Raw genomic sequence first — 14,617 nt, 5'->3', positions numbered from 1 at the left:
GGACGGCCGCCCCTACAACCCGCCCCGCCGCGTCGTCTCCGAGCTGGGGACGATCACCGCCGGTTCGCCCGTGCAGGGCGTCCGCTTGCAGAACCCCGACCCCACGAGCCCGATCGAGCTGGTGCTGTACCCGTCGCAGATGGACGGCCGCAGATTGGAGGTTGAGCGCGAAGCATTCGACCCGGCAGAATAACACTATTAGCGGCAACACCTGTAATACCGACCGAAGGAGAAGAACCCATGAGCTACATCACCCGCACCGGCAACCTGGCCGCGACGCCCACCCTCCGCGAGGGGGATAACGGCCCGTACACCTACGCCCGCGTCCTCGTCAGCGACCGCATCCGCCAGGAGGACAACAGCTACACCGACGGTCCCACCGTCGCCTACGACGTCGCCGTGAGCGGCAACCAGGCCGTGAACCTCGTCGAGGTGGCGGAGCAGTCGGGCAACGTCCGCGTGACGTTCTCGGGCCGCTACCGCGTCACCGAGTACAAGGGCGAGCAGGGCACCCGCTTGCAGCACGAGGTCCGAGCCGATGAGGTCGCGGTCAGTCTGCGCGGGCAGAGCGTCCGCGTCGTCGGCAAGCCCGTCGCCGACCAGGGCGACGACACCCCGTTCTGACCGACTGGGGGAGGGGCGGCCGCAGGGCTGCCCCTCCCCGTCGTGACGTCGAGAGAGAGGCACGCGAGCATGACCAAGACCGAATTCTGCCTGTGGGGCATCGCCGCGATTCTGGGCGTGTGCGCCGCGATCCTGTGGCTCGTGCAGCCGACCACGATCCCCGACGACTTCTGGCTGCGTCACTGAGCATCCCGCATCACCGTCAATAGCTGTATTAGAGTTGTTCCCGTCAACGGAGGTATTTTCTTATGACCGCTCGAATCCTCGCCCTCTGCAACCAGAAGGGCGGCGTCGGCAAGAGCACGACGTTATTCCAGCTCGCGCGCGCCGCGGTGCTCGCCGGTCGCCGCGTGCTGGCCGTCGACAACGACCCGCAGGGCAACCTCACGAGCAACATCACGGCCGAGGAGGTCGACGCCGAGCAGGCGGGCCTGGCCGACGTCCTGAGTACCCGCGCCGACGACACCATGCGCGACGTCATCGTGCCGGGACTGTGGCCCGGCCTCGACGTTGTGCCGACGTCCGGGGCCACGCTCGGGAACGTCCGGGATGAACTCGTCATAGCCGGCGCCGGCCGAGAGGTTCGGCTGCGCGAAGCGCTGGCCCAGGTGATCGAGGACTACGACCTGATCCTGATCGACTCCGCGCCATCCCTCGACCAGCTCACGATCAACGCCCTCACGGCCGCCGACGCGGCCGTGATCGTCACCCACACGAAGAAGTGGAGCCTTGACGGACTCGGGCAGCTCCTCGACACGATCGGCAACGTCCAGCGGTACTACAACCCCGGACTGAGCGTCGCCGGAATCATCGTCAACCAGCACGAAGAACGCACCGTCGGCGGGGCCGCCTGGCTCGACGAGCTCCGCGCGGCCGCCGAGGGCCGCGGGCTGCGCCTGATCGGTCGACCCATCCCCAAGCGCGTCGTGATCGCAGACGCCACCGAGGCCGCGCGCGGCCTCGACGAGTGGGGGAGTGCCGAGGCAACCGCACTCGGAGCGATCTACGCCGAGCACCTGGCAGCTATCGAAGGAGATCCGTCATGAACCGTCCCGCCCCCCGCAAGTCGAGCCTGTCGAGCGCGAGCCCGTTCGATCACCCCACGGCCCCGGAGGCACCCCAGGAGGCTCCCGCAGCGGCTCCCGCCTCCACTACGCCCGCCCCGGCGGCCAAGAGCGCCACAGAGCCGCTGAGCGCCGCTGAGAAGGGGGAGAAGCCCGGCAAGCCCCCGAAGATCACGATCTACCAGCACCCCGACGACTCCGCCCGCATGCGCGGCGCGATCGTCGCCTACATGCGCAACGTCGGCATGACCAACCTGTCAAAGTTCGCCAACGAGGCGATCATGGAGAAGGTCGAGCGCCTCGAAGCCCAGTACAACGGCGGGGAGCCGTTCGAGCCCGTCGGCCCGGGCGTGCTGACCGTCGGTCGACCGATGGGGGAGTGATGACATGCCGACGCTGAACCATGCCGCTCGAGAAACGTTGCAGCTCGCAGGGCTGACGTCGCGCCAGTGGGCGCAGCGCCACGGCTATGCGTCCGCGGCCGAGTGGCGCGGCGACGAGTGCGGATGCCCGGATGACCGATGCATCGGCTACCACCACGACGCCGAGGAAGAGTGCGGATGCCTCCCGGCCCTCATCGACGAGCTGCGCCGCGATGAGCGCAAGCTGGCCGACGCGCGCCCGGTGTGGGCCGCGCACGTGCGCGCCACCGAGAGCGGAACCCCCGAGGACCGCGCAGCAGCCGAAACGCTCGTAGCCGCGTGGGTCGAGGAGTACGCAGCGGGCACGACCTGGCACGCGCTCAGCGACTCGCCCCGCGGCATCGTCTACCGCAACCAGTGGAACGACTCGACCTGGCTCCTCTACGACGCCGATCGCGACTCGATCGAGACGGCCGAAGTCACCAGGTAGGGCTACGGCGTCCGCTGCACCGGAGTCACCGCAGACGCCCAGACCCAGGCGCGATACTCCGTCTCGCGGATTGAGAACACCACGCCGACGGCATCCGCCGTCCACCGCACCGCTACCGCGTCGACGAGTACAGGTTTCGGCCCGAACCGCACCCAAGCTCGCACCGGCTTAGGTCGAGGGTCGATCGTCAACGGTTCGGAGTCCAGGCGCAGCTCCTCCGGCGTGAGCGACTGCAACGGGCCAGCACTCACCACCGTCTGTTCCAAGATGCGCTCATTCATCAGACGGTCGTAGTGGTCCGCGTATCGCTTATTGCTCCCGATGGCCGTCTCCTCCCCGGCCAGGATGAGACTACCGCTATTCGAACATGTGTTCGATGAAACCGCAGGCGCGCACCTAGTCGGGCCTGACCGAATGTCAGAGGATCGAGAGAGGATGGATCACATGAAGGACAAAGCGATCAACGAGCTGCCCCAGGGGCACCCCGCCTGGATTGCTGCCTACGCGGGAGTGGTGATCGGCGGGCTAGTAGTGCTCGGCTGGTTCCTCGCTCGCTTTTTCGAGGTCGCCCACCAGGAGGGACGGTTCCCGTCCCTGTTCGAGCTGCTGACGGTCGAGAACATCTTGATCGGGGCCGGCCTGTTCGCCGTCCCGATGATTGCCGGGCTGATCGTCGTGCAGCTCGTCGCGAGGGGCCGGCGGCGTCGCCACCTGATCGCGCGATAGCGATCCGCCCGCGCCGCGGTGCGGGCAGTCCGATACGCTCCCGGAAGCTCTGGGGGGAGTTTCGATGACTGAGCGGGTGGCCGAACAAGTGCGGCGACTGCTGCACGAGCAGCCGGAGCTTGAAGTCGTGTTCACCGATGCGCTCACCGCCGACAGTTACCTCCACAGTGGGCGCAGTGGCCGCCCCGTGCTGTTCCTGCATACGGCGCACCGCCAGCTCGTTGACGAGCTGCGCGGCCGCGGTGATGACCCCGGCAGACCGCACTAGTCCAATGGGCGGGATGCGCTGCGCAGCTCGTCGACGAGTTCTCGATGCTGTGGGTGTACGAACAGGATGAGGGCCTGGCCGTGCGTGCTCAGAAGATGACTGTCGACGGTGATCGCGTCCACGAATCGGATGTCGACGTCGGGGTCTTCGAGGAGGGCGCGGCGAATTGCCGCGAGGGTGCGAGCAACGGTCATGGCCGCGTCGGCAGGCTAGTGGGCCGCGCCGAGTTCGACGAGGAGGACGCCGCCGATGATGAGGGCGATGCCGAGCGCCATGACCCAGGTGAAGGGTTCTTTGAACAGGAACTTGCTGGCCACGGCGGTGAGGGCGACGCCGGAGGCGGCCCAGATGCCGTATGCGACACCGATGCCGAGCCCGAGGGCGAGGACTTGGGTGAGGAAGAAGAACGCGCCGAGGTAGCCCACGACGACGGCGATGTAGAACAGTTTCCGTCCGCCGGTTGCGAGGCGCAGGGAGAGTGCCGCGCCGACTTCGAGGACGATCGCGAGGATGAGGAAGAGCCAGACCATCAGATGCTCGCCTCCCTCTTGCGCTGCGCCGCTTGCGATCCAAGTTCGACGGTGAGAACACCGCCGATGATCAACGCCAGGCCGAGGATCATCACGCCGGTCAAGGGCTGTCCGAACAGAAGTGCCGCCAGCACCGCCGTTAGGGCGACGCCCATCGCGCCCCAGATCCCGTACGCAACCCCGAGGGCCATCCCCTCGCGTAGAACGAGCGCGAGAAGCGTGAACGCGCCGACGTAGCCGATCGCCACGAGGATGTACCAGGCCGGGTGGTCCTGGCCGGCTTGGAGGGCGAGGGAGCCGGCGACTTCACTGATGATCGCGCCGGCAAGCAGGAGCCATTTCTTCATAGTCAGTCCTTCATGAGGTTGTGGGCGAAGGCGCGGAGCTGCGCCAGGTCGCCGGGGGTAGGAGGGGAGACGTTGGAGGCTTCGGCCAGCCACCCGCCGTCGGCCAGGAGGCGGGCGGCGAGCAACCGGGTGCGTTCGTCCGGGGCGACGTCATCCGGCACGACGAGCCAGGGCGCGAGACGTTCGGCCCAGCGCTGCGTGAGCGAGCGGCGCAGCTTCGGATCACTCATCGCCACCAGGTCGGTTTCATCGAACCCCCCGGACAGTGACCAGTCGACGTACGCGCCGATGCGCGCGGCCGGGTCCGCGCCCTCCGGTGACGACCCGAGGCGTGCGACCAGTCCCTCTTCCCAGCGGTCCAAAACGGAGTCCACCAGGGCGAGCATGAGGGCTTCCTTCGTGGGGAAGTGATACATCACTCCCGGCTTGGTCAGCCCCACACTTCGGGCCACGGAATCCAGGGACACCGCCCGCCCCTCGTCGAGCTGAGAGAAGGCGGCCGCCAGGATCGCGGGGCGAGGATCGGTGCGCATGAGTGTAGGTTACCATCCGGAAGGTAACTAGGCCAGGAGTCTCCTACAGTGGAGTTGCACGCATATGTTCATCACCGCGAGCCGAGTAGGCCGAAAACGATCGTTTCTGGCTCTGCGCTCTCACCTTCAGCTGACCGGGTGCCATTAACGTGCGCCATTACGTGATTCCGGCAGAGGTTTCGGCCGGAATGAGTTGGTCAATCCGTCAAGGGAAGGGGTGCTTCCGGACGTAGGAGACGAAGGTATAGCCCTCCTGTGGGATCCTTGCCGTCTCACGCCACACCGTCGGGTCAACCTCAGGAAAGAAGACATCGCCGGCGGGTTCCTGATCGACTTCGGTCAACTCAAGCTGGTCAGCAATCCCGAGAGCTTGACGGTAAACCTGCTCCCCTCCGGCGATGAATACGTCATCGGTCCGGCATGCGGCCAACGCTTCCTCGAAGGAATGCGCCACCACGACACCATCGGCAGTCCAGTCCCGTTGTCGGGTTATCACCACAGTGGTTCGGCCGGGAAGAGTCAGGCCAATCGATTCATAGGTTTTGCGGCCCATGACCAACGTCTGACCCATCGTGAGTTGTTTGAAGCGCTGCTGCTCACCTCGCAGTCGCCATGGAATGTCCTGCCCGTTGCCGATCACCCGATTTCGACCAAACGCAGCCACCAAAATCATTCGTGCCATACCCCTATTCTGGCGGGCTCCCGGCGCAGATCCGCGATGCGACTGCCAATGCAATGCGGGCGTCCACGTGGCCCCCGTGTGTCTGTCATCCGGAAACGATCGTTTGCGGCACGGTCCAGCGGGTTCGCGGAGACGCACCCCGAAACTCCGCCCCGAATCAAAACCTCTTTCGGCACACCGCCGTTTCGGAACGGAGTTTCGGCACGTGCTCACGTATCCAGTGGTTGTCTCGTTTCGACGTGCCGCATGCGTCCTGCGACAAGCGCGACGACAGCGAGCAGCGTCGGCGCGACGCCCGCCACGATGAAGATCGCTGGTATCGGTACGACGAGCGACAGCGGCCCGGCGATCGCGATCGAGACGGGCATAAAGGCGATCGAGACGAAGAAGTCGAGACTCGCGACGCGCCCGATCATCTCCGGTGGCACGAGGCGTTGAAGCAGTGTGCCCCAGATGACCACGCCAGCTCCCGTGGCCGCGCCAACGGCGAACAGTGTGGCGAGCATCACCGCCAGGTTGTTGGCGAGGCCGATGAGCACGAGCGGGAGGGTTCCGCCGCCCCAGAGCCCGATCATGAGCGTGAGATAGCGCCGGGGCAGTCTTAGAGACGACACGATGAGCGAGCCGATTGCGCCGCCTATTCCGTAGGCGGCGAGCAAGAGCCCGAACGTCGCTTCGGCGTCGTCGAATCGGTCGCGGGTGAGGAACGGCAGCAGCACCTCGATTGGTCCCTGGATGATGAGCGCGAGCGATGATCCGAAGATCAGCGTCCACAGCAGCCATCGGGTGCGAGCGACGTAGCGGACGCCGGCTTTGAGGTCGCCCCACACGCTCGTGCGTTGCTCCGATGGTTCCGGTTCGGCGGCTTCTTCCTGGCGACTGAGGAACAGGGTGATGACGAACGCGACAGCGTAGGACGCGGCGACGATGACCGCACCAGCGGCGGGGAAGAACGCCCCGACGATGATCCCTCCGATGGCGGGGCCGAGGCCCTGGCCCATCGATGGGCGTAGAGCCCCTTCCAGCCCGTTCGCGGCGAGGAGTTGTTCGGGTGGGAGTACTCGGGGGAGGTAGGCGCTGTAGGCGGGGTAGAAGAACGCGCTACCCGCGCCCATCGCGAATGAGGCGAGCCCGACATGCCACAGCTCGATCGCGCCCGTGAGAGACAGCACCGCGACGGCGGTCATGACCGCTGCGGTGAGTCCCTGCACGGTGATGATGATCCGCCGCTTCGAGAAGCGATCGGCTACCACCCCGCCGAGGACCGAGAAGGCGAAGAGGCCGAGGCTGAGCCCGGTAGCCACGGCCGACAGAGCAAGGGGACTGTCGTCGAGCGCGAGCACCTGGAACACCATGACGATGGTCCACATGCCGGTGCCAAAGACCTCGATACCGACCGCCGCGAACAGCAGCCGATAGTCGCGGGTGGCGAGAGGGCGCAGCGCCCGCAGCCGGTCGGGAGTCTCGCGGGTCATACCAGCGCCTCACTTTCGGTCGGTGCTGCCAGTCGCAACGAGGGCCAACCGTCGACGTCGCGGAGAAGCTGCCGGTCGTGGGTCGATACGATCACAGCCGCTGAGGTGGCGTTGAGCGCGTCGGTCAGTTCGTCGACGAGCGCGATTGAGAGGTGGTTGGTCGGTTCGTCGAGCAGGAGAACGTGAGGCTTGGTGGCGAGCACCAAGGCCAGGTCGAGACGACGTTGCTGGCCCATCGACAGCTCACCTATCCGCTTGCTCGATTCGCGGGCGCGAAGGAGCCCGAGCTGCGAGAGCCCGACGGCCTGGCTTGGGTGGACGGTGCCGGCCGCCACGAGTGTGTCGACGTGGGCCGCGTAGACCTCGCTTGCGCGGCGATCCAGCGGCAGCGCGGTCTCCTGACGGAGGAACGCAAGCCGGACATTCGATGGACGACGAACGCTGCCGGTGTCCGCGTGCAAATCCCCCGCTGCAACGCTCAACAGAGTGGACTTCCCGGCCCCGTTGGGTCCGGTCACGACCAGGCGCCCCCGGTGCGTCAGCGAGAGCGTCACCGGGCGCGTGAGCCTGCCGGCCACGGTCACCTCATCCACACTCAGCAGCACCGCGCCGGTTCGGGTCGCGAGGTCGGGGAAGCGGAACACTTGCGGCGGCTCGGGGACGGTCACCGCGTGCGCTTCGAGTTGTTCCTGCCGGCGGTGCACGCTTTGCACGAGCCCGCCCGCGCGCGTCGCCCGTCCGTGCTTATTGGTTCCCTTCTCTGGCCGCCAGCCCGAGACGAGACGGTTCTGCGCTGAGCTGAGACTGTCCTGCAGTCGCCCGAGCTCGGTCTGCTGTCGCTCGTATTCGTGCTCCCACCGTTCGCGCTCCGCGCGCCGGCCTTCCCGGTAGCCGGCGTAGCCGTTGCCGTATACGCGCGCCTGATCGTCGGGGGTTGGGTCGAGGTCGACGATCGTCTCCGCGACGTCGGATAGCAGCGCGCGATCGTGGGTGACGACGACCACGCCGCCGTTTCGCGACCGCAGTTGTGTGGTCAGGAACTCGAGGCCGCTCCTATCGAGATGGTTCGTCGGCTCGTCGAGCAACAGGAAATCGTCGTCGGCGCCGAGCAGACACGCCAAGCGCACCCGGTACCGCTGCCCGACGGAGAGGTCGTGCAGTCGGCGGGCGGGATCGGTTTCGGCGTCGAGCGCTTCCAGCGCGATCTGCACCCGCCGTTCGGCGTCCCACGCATCGAGGACTTCGGCGTGCTCCAGAGCGGCGGCATATCGCTCCTCCGCTCCGGTGACGCCCGCCGAGAGTGACGCCGCGGCTGCATCGAGGGATGCGAGGGCGGCCAGGGGCTGCGCGATCGCTTCCGCGACCGCCTGGCCCACGGTTCTATCGTCGCCGGTCGGCATTTCCTGTTCGGCTATGCCGAGCGTCCCGAGTCGCTGCACTACTCCGCTGTCCGGGGTGAGAGCGCCGCTGAGGACGTGCAGGAGCGTCGATTTACCGCGGCCGTTCTCGCCGACGATCGCTACACGCGAGGTGGCCGTGATCGTGAGGTCAACGTGGTTGAGGACGGGGGTGGCTCCGCGCATCACAGAGACGTCGGACGCGATGAGCTGCGCGCGATGGCGCGCGGGTAGAGGGGTGTTGAGGGAGAGCATTCGTATCCTTCGGAACGACGCACCGCACGGCTGAGAGGCGTGCGAGGGTGCATAAGGTGACGGCGACCCGTGCAGGGTCGAGAACGAGCGGCCGCCGCAGGCTCGGATGACTCAACGAGCGCGGTAGGCCTTTACTCAGCCGTCACAGGAAGTACAAATGCACGTTTCAAGGGTAGGCGCGATCCGCGCCGCTCTGCAACAGCGCGCGACCTTGTAGGTTTCCGCAATCGCTCGAAACTGATCGATTCCGGCACGAGTACCGACGGCACCGCGGCGACGTCGACACGCCGTGCCGAAACCCTGTGCCGAAACCCTCTTGTGCCGAAACATTCCATAGACCGTTTTCGGGAAAACCGGTAGACTGGTAGGACGACGAAGGGAGCCCATCGTGGCTGAGGCATTCACGGTCGAGCAGGAGTGGCCGGAGCTGTTCGCGCAGCTCGACGCGACGCAGCGCGACAGCGTGCGCCAGGCCCTCGCCGCCGGATGGCACGAAGGGTTCACCCCGACCCGCGAGGACGTGGAGAACGTGACCGACTACACCCGCGGGGCGATCGACCTCGCGGAGTACCGTCGACGCGGCCACGCTGCCGCTCGCCGCGCTGCCGGCGTCGTCGGCGCCGGCCGCTGACGTGGCATCCCAGTTCGATAGCTGGGAGTCGTACTTCTACCCCGACACCATCGACCCGCTGACGGGGATCGGGACGCTGCGCAACCTCTATGACGAGCGCGACGCGCGGGTGCTGTCTCGGATGGAGTACACCGACACCACCGTGCGCGCCGTGCAGCTCGGTAACGGCGAGGTCGACGTGCCGCGCACGTTCGACGGGGCTCACCTTCGCGCGATCCACGGGCACCTGTTCCAGGACGTCTACGAGTGGGCGGGGGAGTACCGCACCGTGGAAATGTCGAAGGGTCCAGGGCGCGGCTTCGGTGAGGTCAAGACGGGCGAGGTCGACCGGTATCTGTCGGATGCCCGCCAGCTCGTGACGTCGACGGACTGGGCCAAGATCAGCCGCAACGATTTCGTGGCCACGGCCTCAACCGTGTTCGCCTACGTCAATCAGGCGCACCCGTTCCGCGAGGGCAACGGCCGCACGTCGAAGGTGTTCATGGCCCACGTGGCCGAGCAGTCGCCGTACCGGTTCGACTTCGCTCGCGTGAGCCCGGAGCAGTGGAACGCGGGATCGGCCATGAGCCGACCCGACATGTTCGCCTACGCTCCCGAGCCGGCCTCTCTCGTCCCGGTGTTCGCCGCGGTGACCGTCGAGCGCACCGCACCGCCGGCCGCTTCTGACAGGGCCGCTCAGGCACGCTCAGCGCTCAGCGCGTCCTATCCCCGTCCCGCGTCCGAGGCGACGAAGCAGACACCGCAGCAGGGCACACAGGCCCGGCCGCCGAGTGCCGGCTACCGCGCCACCCGCGGCCCCAACGTCGGCCGTGATTGATAGGAAGAACCCATGTTCAACTCACTCATCCCGAACCTTGTCGGCGGGGCCGGCGTGGTGCTGTTCGTCTTCGGGGCGATCGCCTTGCTCACCGCGCGCGATCGCTTCGGACGCACGAGCGGCGGCGCACGTCGACTCCTCTGGGCGTTCGGCTTGTGTGAGGTCGCTATCGTCCTCTGGATCGCGGCACTCTGGATCGACGGGGCGGCATGGCTCCCCGGTCGAATCATTGCCACGGTCGCCGTCCTGGCCGGGCTCGTGTTCGTCATCCCGCGCATGCGCAGGATCGCCCGAGCGCGACGAGACGACGCGGCCGAGGGCGTGAAGCAGGTTCAGCAGTGACGAACGTCGTCGGTTACGCCCGAGTCTCGAAGCGGGAGCAGAACCCCGCAGCTCAGGAGGCCGAGCTGCGCGCGGCCGGTGCTTCTCGAGTATTCGTTGACCACGGCGAGTCGAGCCGCATCGCAGACCGTCCACAGTGGCTCGCCTGCCTCGACTACCTCCGCGAGGGCGACACCCTCCTGGTGCGCCGCCTCGATCGGCTGGGAGGGTCGGAGCGGATCATCATCGAGACGCTGCACGACCTCGACCGTCGAGGGGTGAACATCAAGAGCCTGACGGAGCCGATGATCGACACCACAACCCCGATGGGTCGCGCTCTGTTCGGCATGGTCGCCGTGTTCGCGCAGCTCCGCGTCGACACGATCCGGGAGAACACGATGCGCGGCCTCGCTCACGCGAAGTCGCAGGGGAGGGTCGGTGGCCGGCCGTCGAAGATGACGCCGGAGAAGATCGCACAGGCGCAGCGGATGCGCGCCGAGCGTGCCAGCCTCGACCACATCGCCGCGGTGCTCAGCGTCGGCAAGTCGACCGTTGCACGCGCCCTCAACAAGGCCGATCAGGAACTCACTCAGACGCAGCGGTAGCGCCGCCCTGGTCCTCGTGAAGCAGGACGCCGGGCGCGACGTCGAGCGCGCCGGCTATCGCGTTCAGCTCGTCGACCGTGAGGCCGCACGGCCTGGTCAGGTGCAGTCGCCGGGTGAGGGTGCGCAGCTTGATCCCGGTCGCGTCAGCCAACCACTCGACCGTCAGACCCCGAGTGTCGAGCACGCGCCGGATGCGCTGCGCGACCTGCACCGCGATTGATCGCGTCATCGGTCATCGTCCCCCAACTCACCCTCACGAGTGAGCGTGTCGATCACCGTTACGACGTCGCCCCCCGGCACCGTCACGGATGCCGCGAGCCTATAGCCAGAGCGACCGTACTCGTAGAGCTGCTGGTCACGTTCACCCACATTTCGCATAAGCCGACCGCGCTCCTCATCCGACGTCGGCAGTGTCGTTGTCAGCGTTGCGAAACTCACGGGTCTACTCATCGTTCGATCCCAATCCCTTGTTGTGTGTCCGATGAAAGTAGGCAGTTCGGCGGTACGCCGAGGTGCCGGCTTTCTCGGAACACTTGCCGCCTTGCACGCAGCGGAGAGCCGGTCAAGGGGAGCCCGCAGGGCTCTCCCGAAGGGACGCGAAGCGCCCTTGACGGGATCGGGAGCGGAGTGCAACCCCGCAGCGCGGGGACACACGAAAGCCCCACGCCGCAGAGCGGAACGTGGGGCCGAGAACGTGGGAGCGATCAGCCCTCCGTAGAAGGCTCCGACGACGCATCGTCAGCCGCCGCGGGTGCCGAGCTGGACGCAGGCTTGCGCGTCGATCGACGCCGGGTGCGCGCCTTCTTGTCGGGCTCCGCAAACCCGATCTTGCGCAGCTCGTCCGCCGACCATCCGGCGCTCAGCGCAGCGGAGTAGGCGCGCACGTCCTCCCGCTCCGCGGTCGCGATCCGCTCAGCGATCCGCGCCTGTAGGTCGGCCAGCTCGCGCGCCGTCTCGTCGCGCACATCGCTGAGCGACTGCCGCGCCTCCGCGACGGTACGAACCGCAGTCAGGCGGTCATCCTGTAGACGTCGCGCGCGCTCAATTGCTTCCTCTGGTGTCAGTTGCGTAGCCATGCACCAATCGTACGGATCGCGCGGTTCGAAGTCGACGCCTGTCGACACATCAAAAGCACGCCGAGGCGAAGCCTCGACCACTCCCGTCTGTCGACGTGAGCGAACGCAAATGGAGTCCCAGACGGAGCAAGCTAAACACTTAGCAGGGCTAAGTGGGCTTGACCCCTCGACAGCCGTCGACGGGTGCGGCACACTGGACGTGTGGTCCCCGCACGGGGCGGGGTCGCTGCGCTGGGCCGAAGGAAGGGGATCGCATGTCTGATGAGACGGCAGCCGAGCCCCAGACGGAGCGGCGTCGGCGTGCGAATGCCCCCGGCGGTCGGAAGCACAAGCACGAAGTGAAGGTGACTCCCGAGGAGGAGGGCCGGCTGCTGCGCCTGGCGCTCGCTCAGCGGGTGACGATCCCGCGGCTGCTGGTCGAGACGACTCTCGCATCCGAGACGGGGGAGACGGTCACCGAGCGGCGCAACGCGATCGGGAAGCTGTTCGAGCTGCACCGGCTGTTGGCCGCGGTGTCGAACAACGTGAACCAGATCGCGAAGGCGACGAATGCGACCGGTCAGCGTCAGGCAGAGACAGACGCCACGCTCGCCGCGGTGCGTCGAGTCGCGGAGCGCATCGACGCGGCCGTGGATGAGCTGAGCCTGTCATGATGCCGAACGTCACGCGCGGCGATCGCATGGCCGGCCTGATGACCTACCTCGTGGGGGAGGGTCGCCACAACGAGCACGAGGAGCCGCACCTGGTGGCCGGCGATCACGCGCTCATGGCGTGGTACGACGACGCCGAGCTGAGCGGCGACAACGCGAAGGCGATCGCGCGTCACCTTGACCGCCCGCGCACAGCGATGGGCGTCGACGTGAAGGGCGGCCACGTGTGGCACGCCTCACTGTCGCTGCGCGCCGAGGAGGGCATTCGCACCGATCAGGAGTGGGCCGCGATCGCGCAAGACTTTGTGTCCGCGATGGGGTTCGACGACAACGACGGAACCAAGGCCCCGTGCCGTTGGGTCGCGATCCGTCACGGCCTCTCACAGGCCGGCAACGACCACGTGCACATCGCCGTGAACCTGGTCCGCGAGGACGGCACGAAGGCATCGACGCACCTGGACTACCAGCGCGCACAGAACGCCGCGCGTGCCCTCGAAGTCAAGTACGGCTTGGAGCAGTTGGAGTCGACGAAGGGGGAGCGTGCGACGCGCGGCTACAGCCCCGCGGAGCAGGCCCGCGTCGAGGAGCGCGCCGCGCTGTTTGCGCAGCGCAAGTACGAACAGCACGCGGCCCGTGTCGGGGGAGAGCAGCCCGAATGGCACCGCCTTGACCCGAGGGAACGACAGGCACGCATCACCGCTGAGGTTCGACTGAACGCACCCCGGAACGACCTCGCGCGCACCGTGCGAGGCGCGGCCGGCGCGAGCGAGAACGAAGCCGAGTTCGTGCGCCGGCTACGCCGCTCCGGTGTCCTCGTGCGCCCCCGGTTCGCGGAGGGCACGACCGACGTCATCACCGGCTACTCGGTGGCGAGCCGACCGGCCAATGGCGAGCGTCCGATTTGGTACGGCGGCGGCCAGATAGGCCGCGACCTCACCCTGCCGAGACTCCGCGAAGGATGGCCCGACACACCCACCGGGGCGACCGACGCGGCCGCCGAGTGGCAGGCAGCGGGACGAGGCCGGCGGCCCGTTGCACCTGGTCGCGAAATGCGCGAACCAGACCCCGAGCTGTGGCAGCGGCACACCGAGGAAATCGGACAGCTCCGCGAGCAGCTTCGGTCGATCCCGCTCGACGACCGCGACACCTGGTCGACGGTCGCACGGCAGACCGCCGCCGCGTTCGCAGCCTGGTCAAACGCCGTCGAGGAGACACCCGGCGACCTCGCCGAGGCATCCGACGCACTCGCCAAGTCGGCGCAGACCTACCGTCGCCCGGTGAAGCGCCAGCGCGCCGGCCGGGTGGCAATGTCGGGGGCGACGATGCTCCTCGCCAGCGTCGCCCGCGGCGGCCAAGGGACGGCCGCACAGCTCGCCATGCTGCGCCAGCTCATGAACCTCTCGCAGGCCGTCTACGACGCCGCCAAGGCCGCCGGGGAGGCACGGCAGGCAGCGAACGTCGAGGCCGCCGTGCGGGAGCGCGTGATGAACGTTCGTCGTCAGCTCGAAGCCATGCCGGCACCCGCGGCCGCGACGTCGACGACGGCCCCCACGTCGACCGCCACGGCGACCCCGCCGAAGGTCGACCGCTCCGCGATCGTCGACGCATCCGTGCAGGAAGCGCTCGACAAGATGCAGCGCGCGGAGGAGCAGCGCAACAAGACCACCGGCTCGCCGGTTCCGCCACAGGTGGAGCCCGCGCGGCCGCGCACCACGACGAAGCCGGGCGCAGATCGCGGCCCGGAGCGATGAGAAGGGAGTCAGA

The 14,617-nt window shown here is 67.5% G+C and carries 23 protein-coding genes; 13 read left to right on the top strand and 10 right to left on the bottom strand.

Annotated features, from left to right (window positions below; all coding sequences use genetic code 11):
* The 5 genes from BFN01_RS15530 to BFN01_RS12585 all read left to right on the top strand — a co-directional run.
* The coding region (locus tag BFN01_RS15530) for a hypothetical protein (RefSeq protein WP_177243869.1) at positions 1–193 on the top strand (193 nt) is incomplete at its 5' end.
* 47 nt (positions 194–240) lie between these two features.
* Positions 241–624, top strand: a complete 384-nt coding sequence (locus tag BFN01_RS12600; protein WP_071644695.1) for a single-stranded DNA-binding protein — start codon at positions 241–243, stop codon at positions 622–624.
* A gap of 248 nt (positions 625–872) precedes the next feature.
* A complete protein-coding gene (locus BFN01_RS12595) occupies positions 873–1,670 on the top strand; it encodes a ParA family protein (RefSeq protein ID WP_071644694.1) in 798 nt (265 codons plus the stop codon).
* Entirely contained in the window at positions 1,667–2,071 is a 405-nt protein-coding gene (locus BFN01_RS12590) for a hypothetical protein (protein ID WP_005053832.1), read from the top strand. Before BFN01_RS12595 ends, BFN01_RS12590 begins: the two co-directional genes overlap by 4 nt.
* A 4-nt stretch (positions 2,072–2,075) precedes the next feature.
* Positions 2,076–2,540 carry a hypothetical protein gene (locus BFN01_RS12585; protein WP_143187242.1) on the top strand — a complete coding sequence of 155 codons (465 nt, stop codon included), beginning with the start codon at positions 2,076–2,078 and terminating at the stop codon, positions 2,538–2,540.
* Positions 2,541–2,542: 2 nt separating this feature from the next.
* Here BFN01_RS12585 and BFN01_RS12580 read toward each other — a convergent pair whose 3' ends face one another.
* Complete coding sequence (locus BFN01_RS12580; RefSeq protein ID WP_005053838.1) at positions 2,543–2,821, bottom strand: hypothetical protein; 279 nt, start codon at positions 2,819–2,821, stop codon at positions 2,543–2,545.
* Between the two features lie 163 nt (positions 2,822–2,984).
* On the opposite strand from BFN01_RS12580, the gene BFN01_RS12575 reads away from it, so the two are divergent.
* Together BFN01_RS12575 and BFN01_RS12570 are read left to right on the top strand one after the other, a co-directional pair.
* Positions 2,985–3,266: a hypothetical protein gene (locus BFN01_RS12575; protein WP_256221151.1), complete on the top strand. Its 282-nt coding sequence runs from the start codon at positions 2,985–2,987 to the stop codon at positions 3,264–3,266.
* Positions 3,267–3,330: 64 nt separating this feature from the next.
* Positions 3,331–3,534: a hypothetical protein gene (locus tag BFN01_RS12570; RefSeq protein WP_005053843.1), complete on the top strand. Its 204-nt coding sequence runs from the start codon at positions 3,331–3,333 to the stop codon at positions 3,532–3,534.
* Here BFN01_RS12570 and BFN01_RS12565 read toward each other — a convergent pair.
* From BFN01_RS12565 to BFN01_RS12535, 7 genes are all read right to left on the bottom strand, one after another.
* Positions 3,531–3,728 (bottom strand): hypothetical protein, encoded by a 198-nt coding sequence (locus tag BFN01_RS12565; RefSeq protein ID WP_071644691.1) that lies wholly within the window; start codon positions 3,726–3,728, stop codon positions 3,531–3,533. The two genes, BFN01_RS12570 and BFN01_RS12565, sit on opposite strands and share 4 nt — an antisense overlap.
* A 15-nt stretch (positions 3,729–3,743) precedes the next feature.
* A complete protein-coding gene (locus BFN01_RS12560) occupies positions 3,744–4,064 on the bottom strand; it encodes a multidrug efflux SMR transporter (RefSeq protein WP_019160223.1) in 321 nt (106 codons plus the stop codon).
* Positions 4,064–4,411, bottom strand: coding sequence for a multidrug efflux SMR transporter (locus BFN01_RS12555; protein WP_005053852.1), 348 nt, complete (start codon positions 4,409–4,411; stop codon positions 4,064–4,066). The genes BFN01_RS12560 and BFN01_RS12555 overlap by 1 nt, the downstream gene beginning before the upstream one ends.
* Before the next feature lie 2 nt (positions 4,412–4,413).
* Positions 4,414–4,944 (bottom strand): TetR/AcrR family transcriptional regulator, encoded by a 531-nt coding sequence (locus tag BFN01_RS12550; RefSeq protein WP_071644690.1) that lies wholly within the window; start codon positions 4,942–4,944, stop codon positions 4,414–4,416.
* Between the two features lie 205 nt (positions 4,945–5,149).
* Complete coding sequence (locus BFN01_RS12545) at positions 5,150–5,626, bottom strand: dihydrofolate reductase (protein ID WP_071644689.1); 477 nt, start codon at positions 5,624–5,626, stop codon at positions 5,150–5,152.
* A 209-nt stretch (positions 5,627–5,835) separates the two neighbouring features.
* Positions 5,836–7,101, bottom strand: a complete 1,266-nt coding sequence (locus BFN01_RS12540; protein WP_071644688.1) for an MFS transporter — start codon at positions 7,099–7,101, stop codon at positions 5,836–5,838.
* Positions 7,098–8,753, bottom strand: a complete 1,656-nt coding sequence (locus BFN01_RS12535) for an ABC-F family ATP-binding cassette domain-containing protein (protein ID WP_071644687.1) — start codon at positions 8,751–8,753, stop codon at positions 7,098–7,100. The genes BFN01_RS12540 and BFN01_RS12535 overlap by 4 nt, the downstream gene beginning before the upstream one ends.
* Positions 8,754–9,141: 388 nt before the next feature.
* Here BFN01_RS12535 and BFN01_RS12530 point away from each other — a divergent pair, with 388 nt between their 5' ends.
* Genes BFN01_RS12530 through BFN01_RS12515 form a run of 4 tightly spaced genes read left to right on the top strand, consistent with a single transcriptional unit; the run spans position 9,142 to position 11,127 of the window.
* A complete protein-coding gene (locus BFN01_RS12530; RefSeq protein ID WP_005053860.1) occupies positions 9,142–9,384 on the top strand; it encodes an antitoxin VbhA family protein in 243 nt (80 codons plus the stop codon).
* 1 nt (position 9,385) lies between these two features.
* Positions 9,386–10,201 carry a Fic family protein gene (locus BFN01_RS12525; protein WP_071644686.1) on the top strand — a complete coding sequence of 272 codons (816 nt, stop codon included), beginning with the start codon at positions 9,386–9,388 and terminating at the stop codon, positions 10,199–10,201.
* A gap of 12 nt (positions 10,202–10,213) precedes the next feature.
* On the top strand, positions 10,214–10,543 hold the full coding sequence (locus BFN01_RS12520; protein WP_071644685.1) for a hypothetical protein: 330 nt from the start codon (positions 10,214–10,216) through the stop codon (positions 10,541–10,543).
* A complete protein-coding gene (locus BFN01_RS12515; RefSeq protein ID WP_071644684.1) occupies positions 10,540–11,127 on the top strand; it encodes a recombinase family protein in 588 nt (195 codons plus the stop codon). Before BFN01_RS12520 ends, BFN01_RS12515 begins: the two co-directional genes overlap by 4 nt.
* On the opposite strand, the gene BFN01_RS12510 is transcribed toward BFN01_RS12515, so the two are convergent.
* Both BFN01_RS12510 and BFN01_RS12505 read right to left on the bottom strand, forming a co-directional pair.
* Positions 11,108–11,356 carry a helix-turn-helix transcriptional regulator gene (locus BFN01_RS12510; RefSeq protein ID WP_005053867.1) on the bottom strand — a complete coding sequence of 83 codons (249 nt, stop codon included), beginning with the start codon at positions 11,354–11,356 and terminating at the stop codon, positions 11,108–11,110. The genes BFN01_RS12515 and BFN01_RS12510 overlap by 20 nt on opposite strands.
* Positions 11,357–11,831: 475 nt before the next feature.
* Entirely contained in the window at positions 11,832–12,203 is a 372-nt protein-coding gene (locus tag BFN01_RS12505) for a hypothetical protein (protein WP_071644683.1), read from the bottom strand.
* Between the two features lie 254 nt (positions 12,204–12,457).
* Between BFN01_RS12505 and mobC the strand changes: the two genes are divergently transcribed.
* Together mobC and BFN01_RS12495 are read left to right on the top strand one after the other, a co-directional pair.
* On the top strand, positions 12,458–12,856 hold the full coding sequence (gene mobC / locus BFN01_RS12500; RefSeq protein WP_071644682.1) for a plasmid mobilization relaxosome protein MobC: 399 nt from the start codon (positions 12,458–12,460) through the stop codon (positions 12,854–12,856).
* Entirely contained in the window at positions 12,853–14,604 is a 1,752-nt protein-coding gene (locus BFN01_RS12495) for a relaxase/mobilization nuclease domain-containing protein (protein WP_071644681.1), read from the top strand. The genes mobC and BFN01_RS12495 overlap by 4 nt, the downstream gene beginning before the upstream one ends.
* The last annotated feature ends 13 nt before the right edge of the window (positions 14,605–14,617 follow it).

The sequence above is a fragment of the Microbacterium sp. AR7-10 genome (assembly GCF_001878835.1).
GTDB lineage: Bacteria > Actinomycetota > Actinomycetes > Actinomycetales > Microbacteriaceae > Microbacterium > Microbacterium commune.
Note: the sequence above shows the minus strand (reverse complement) of the source record. Positions and strands in the feature narration are given on the sequence as shown.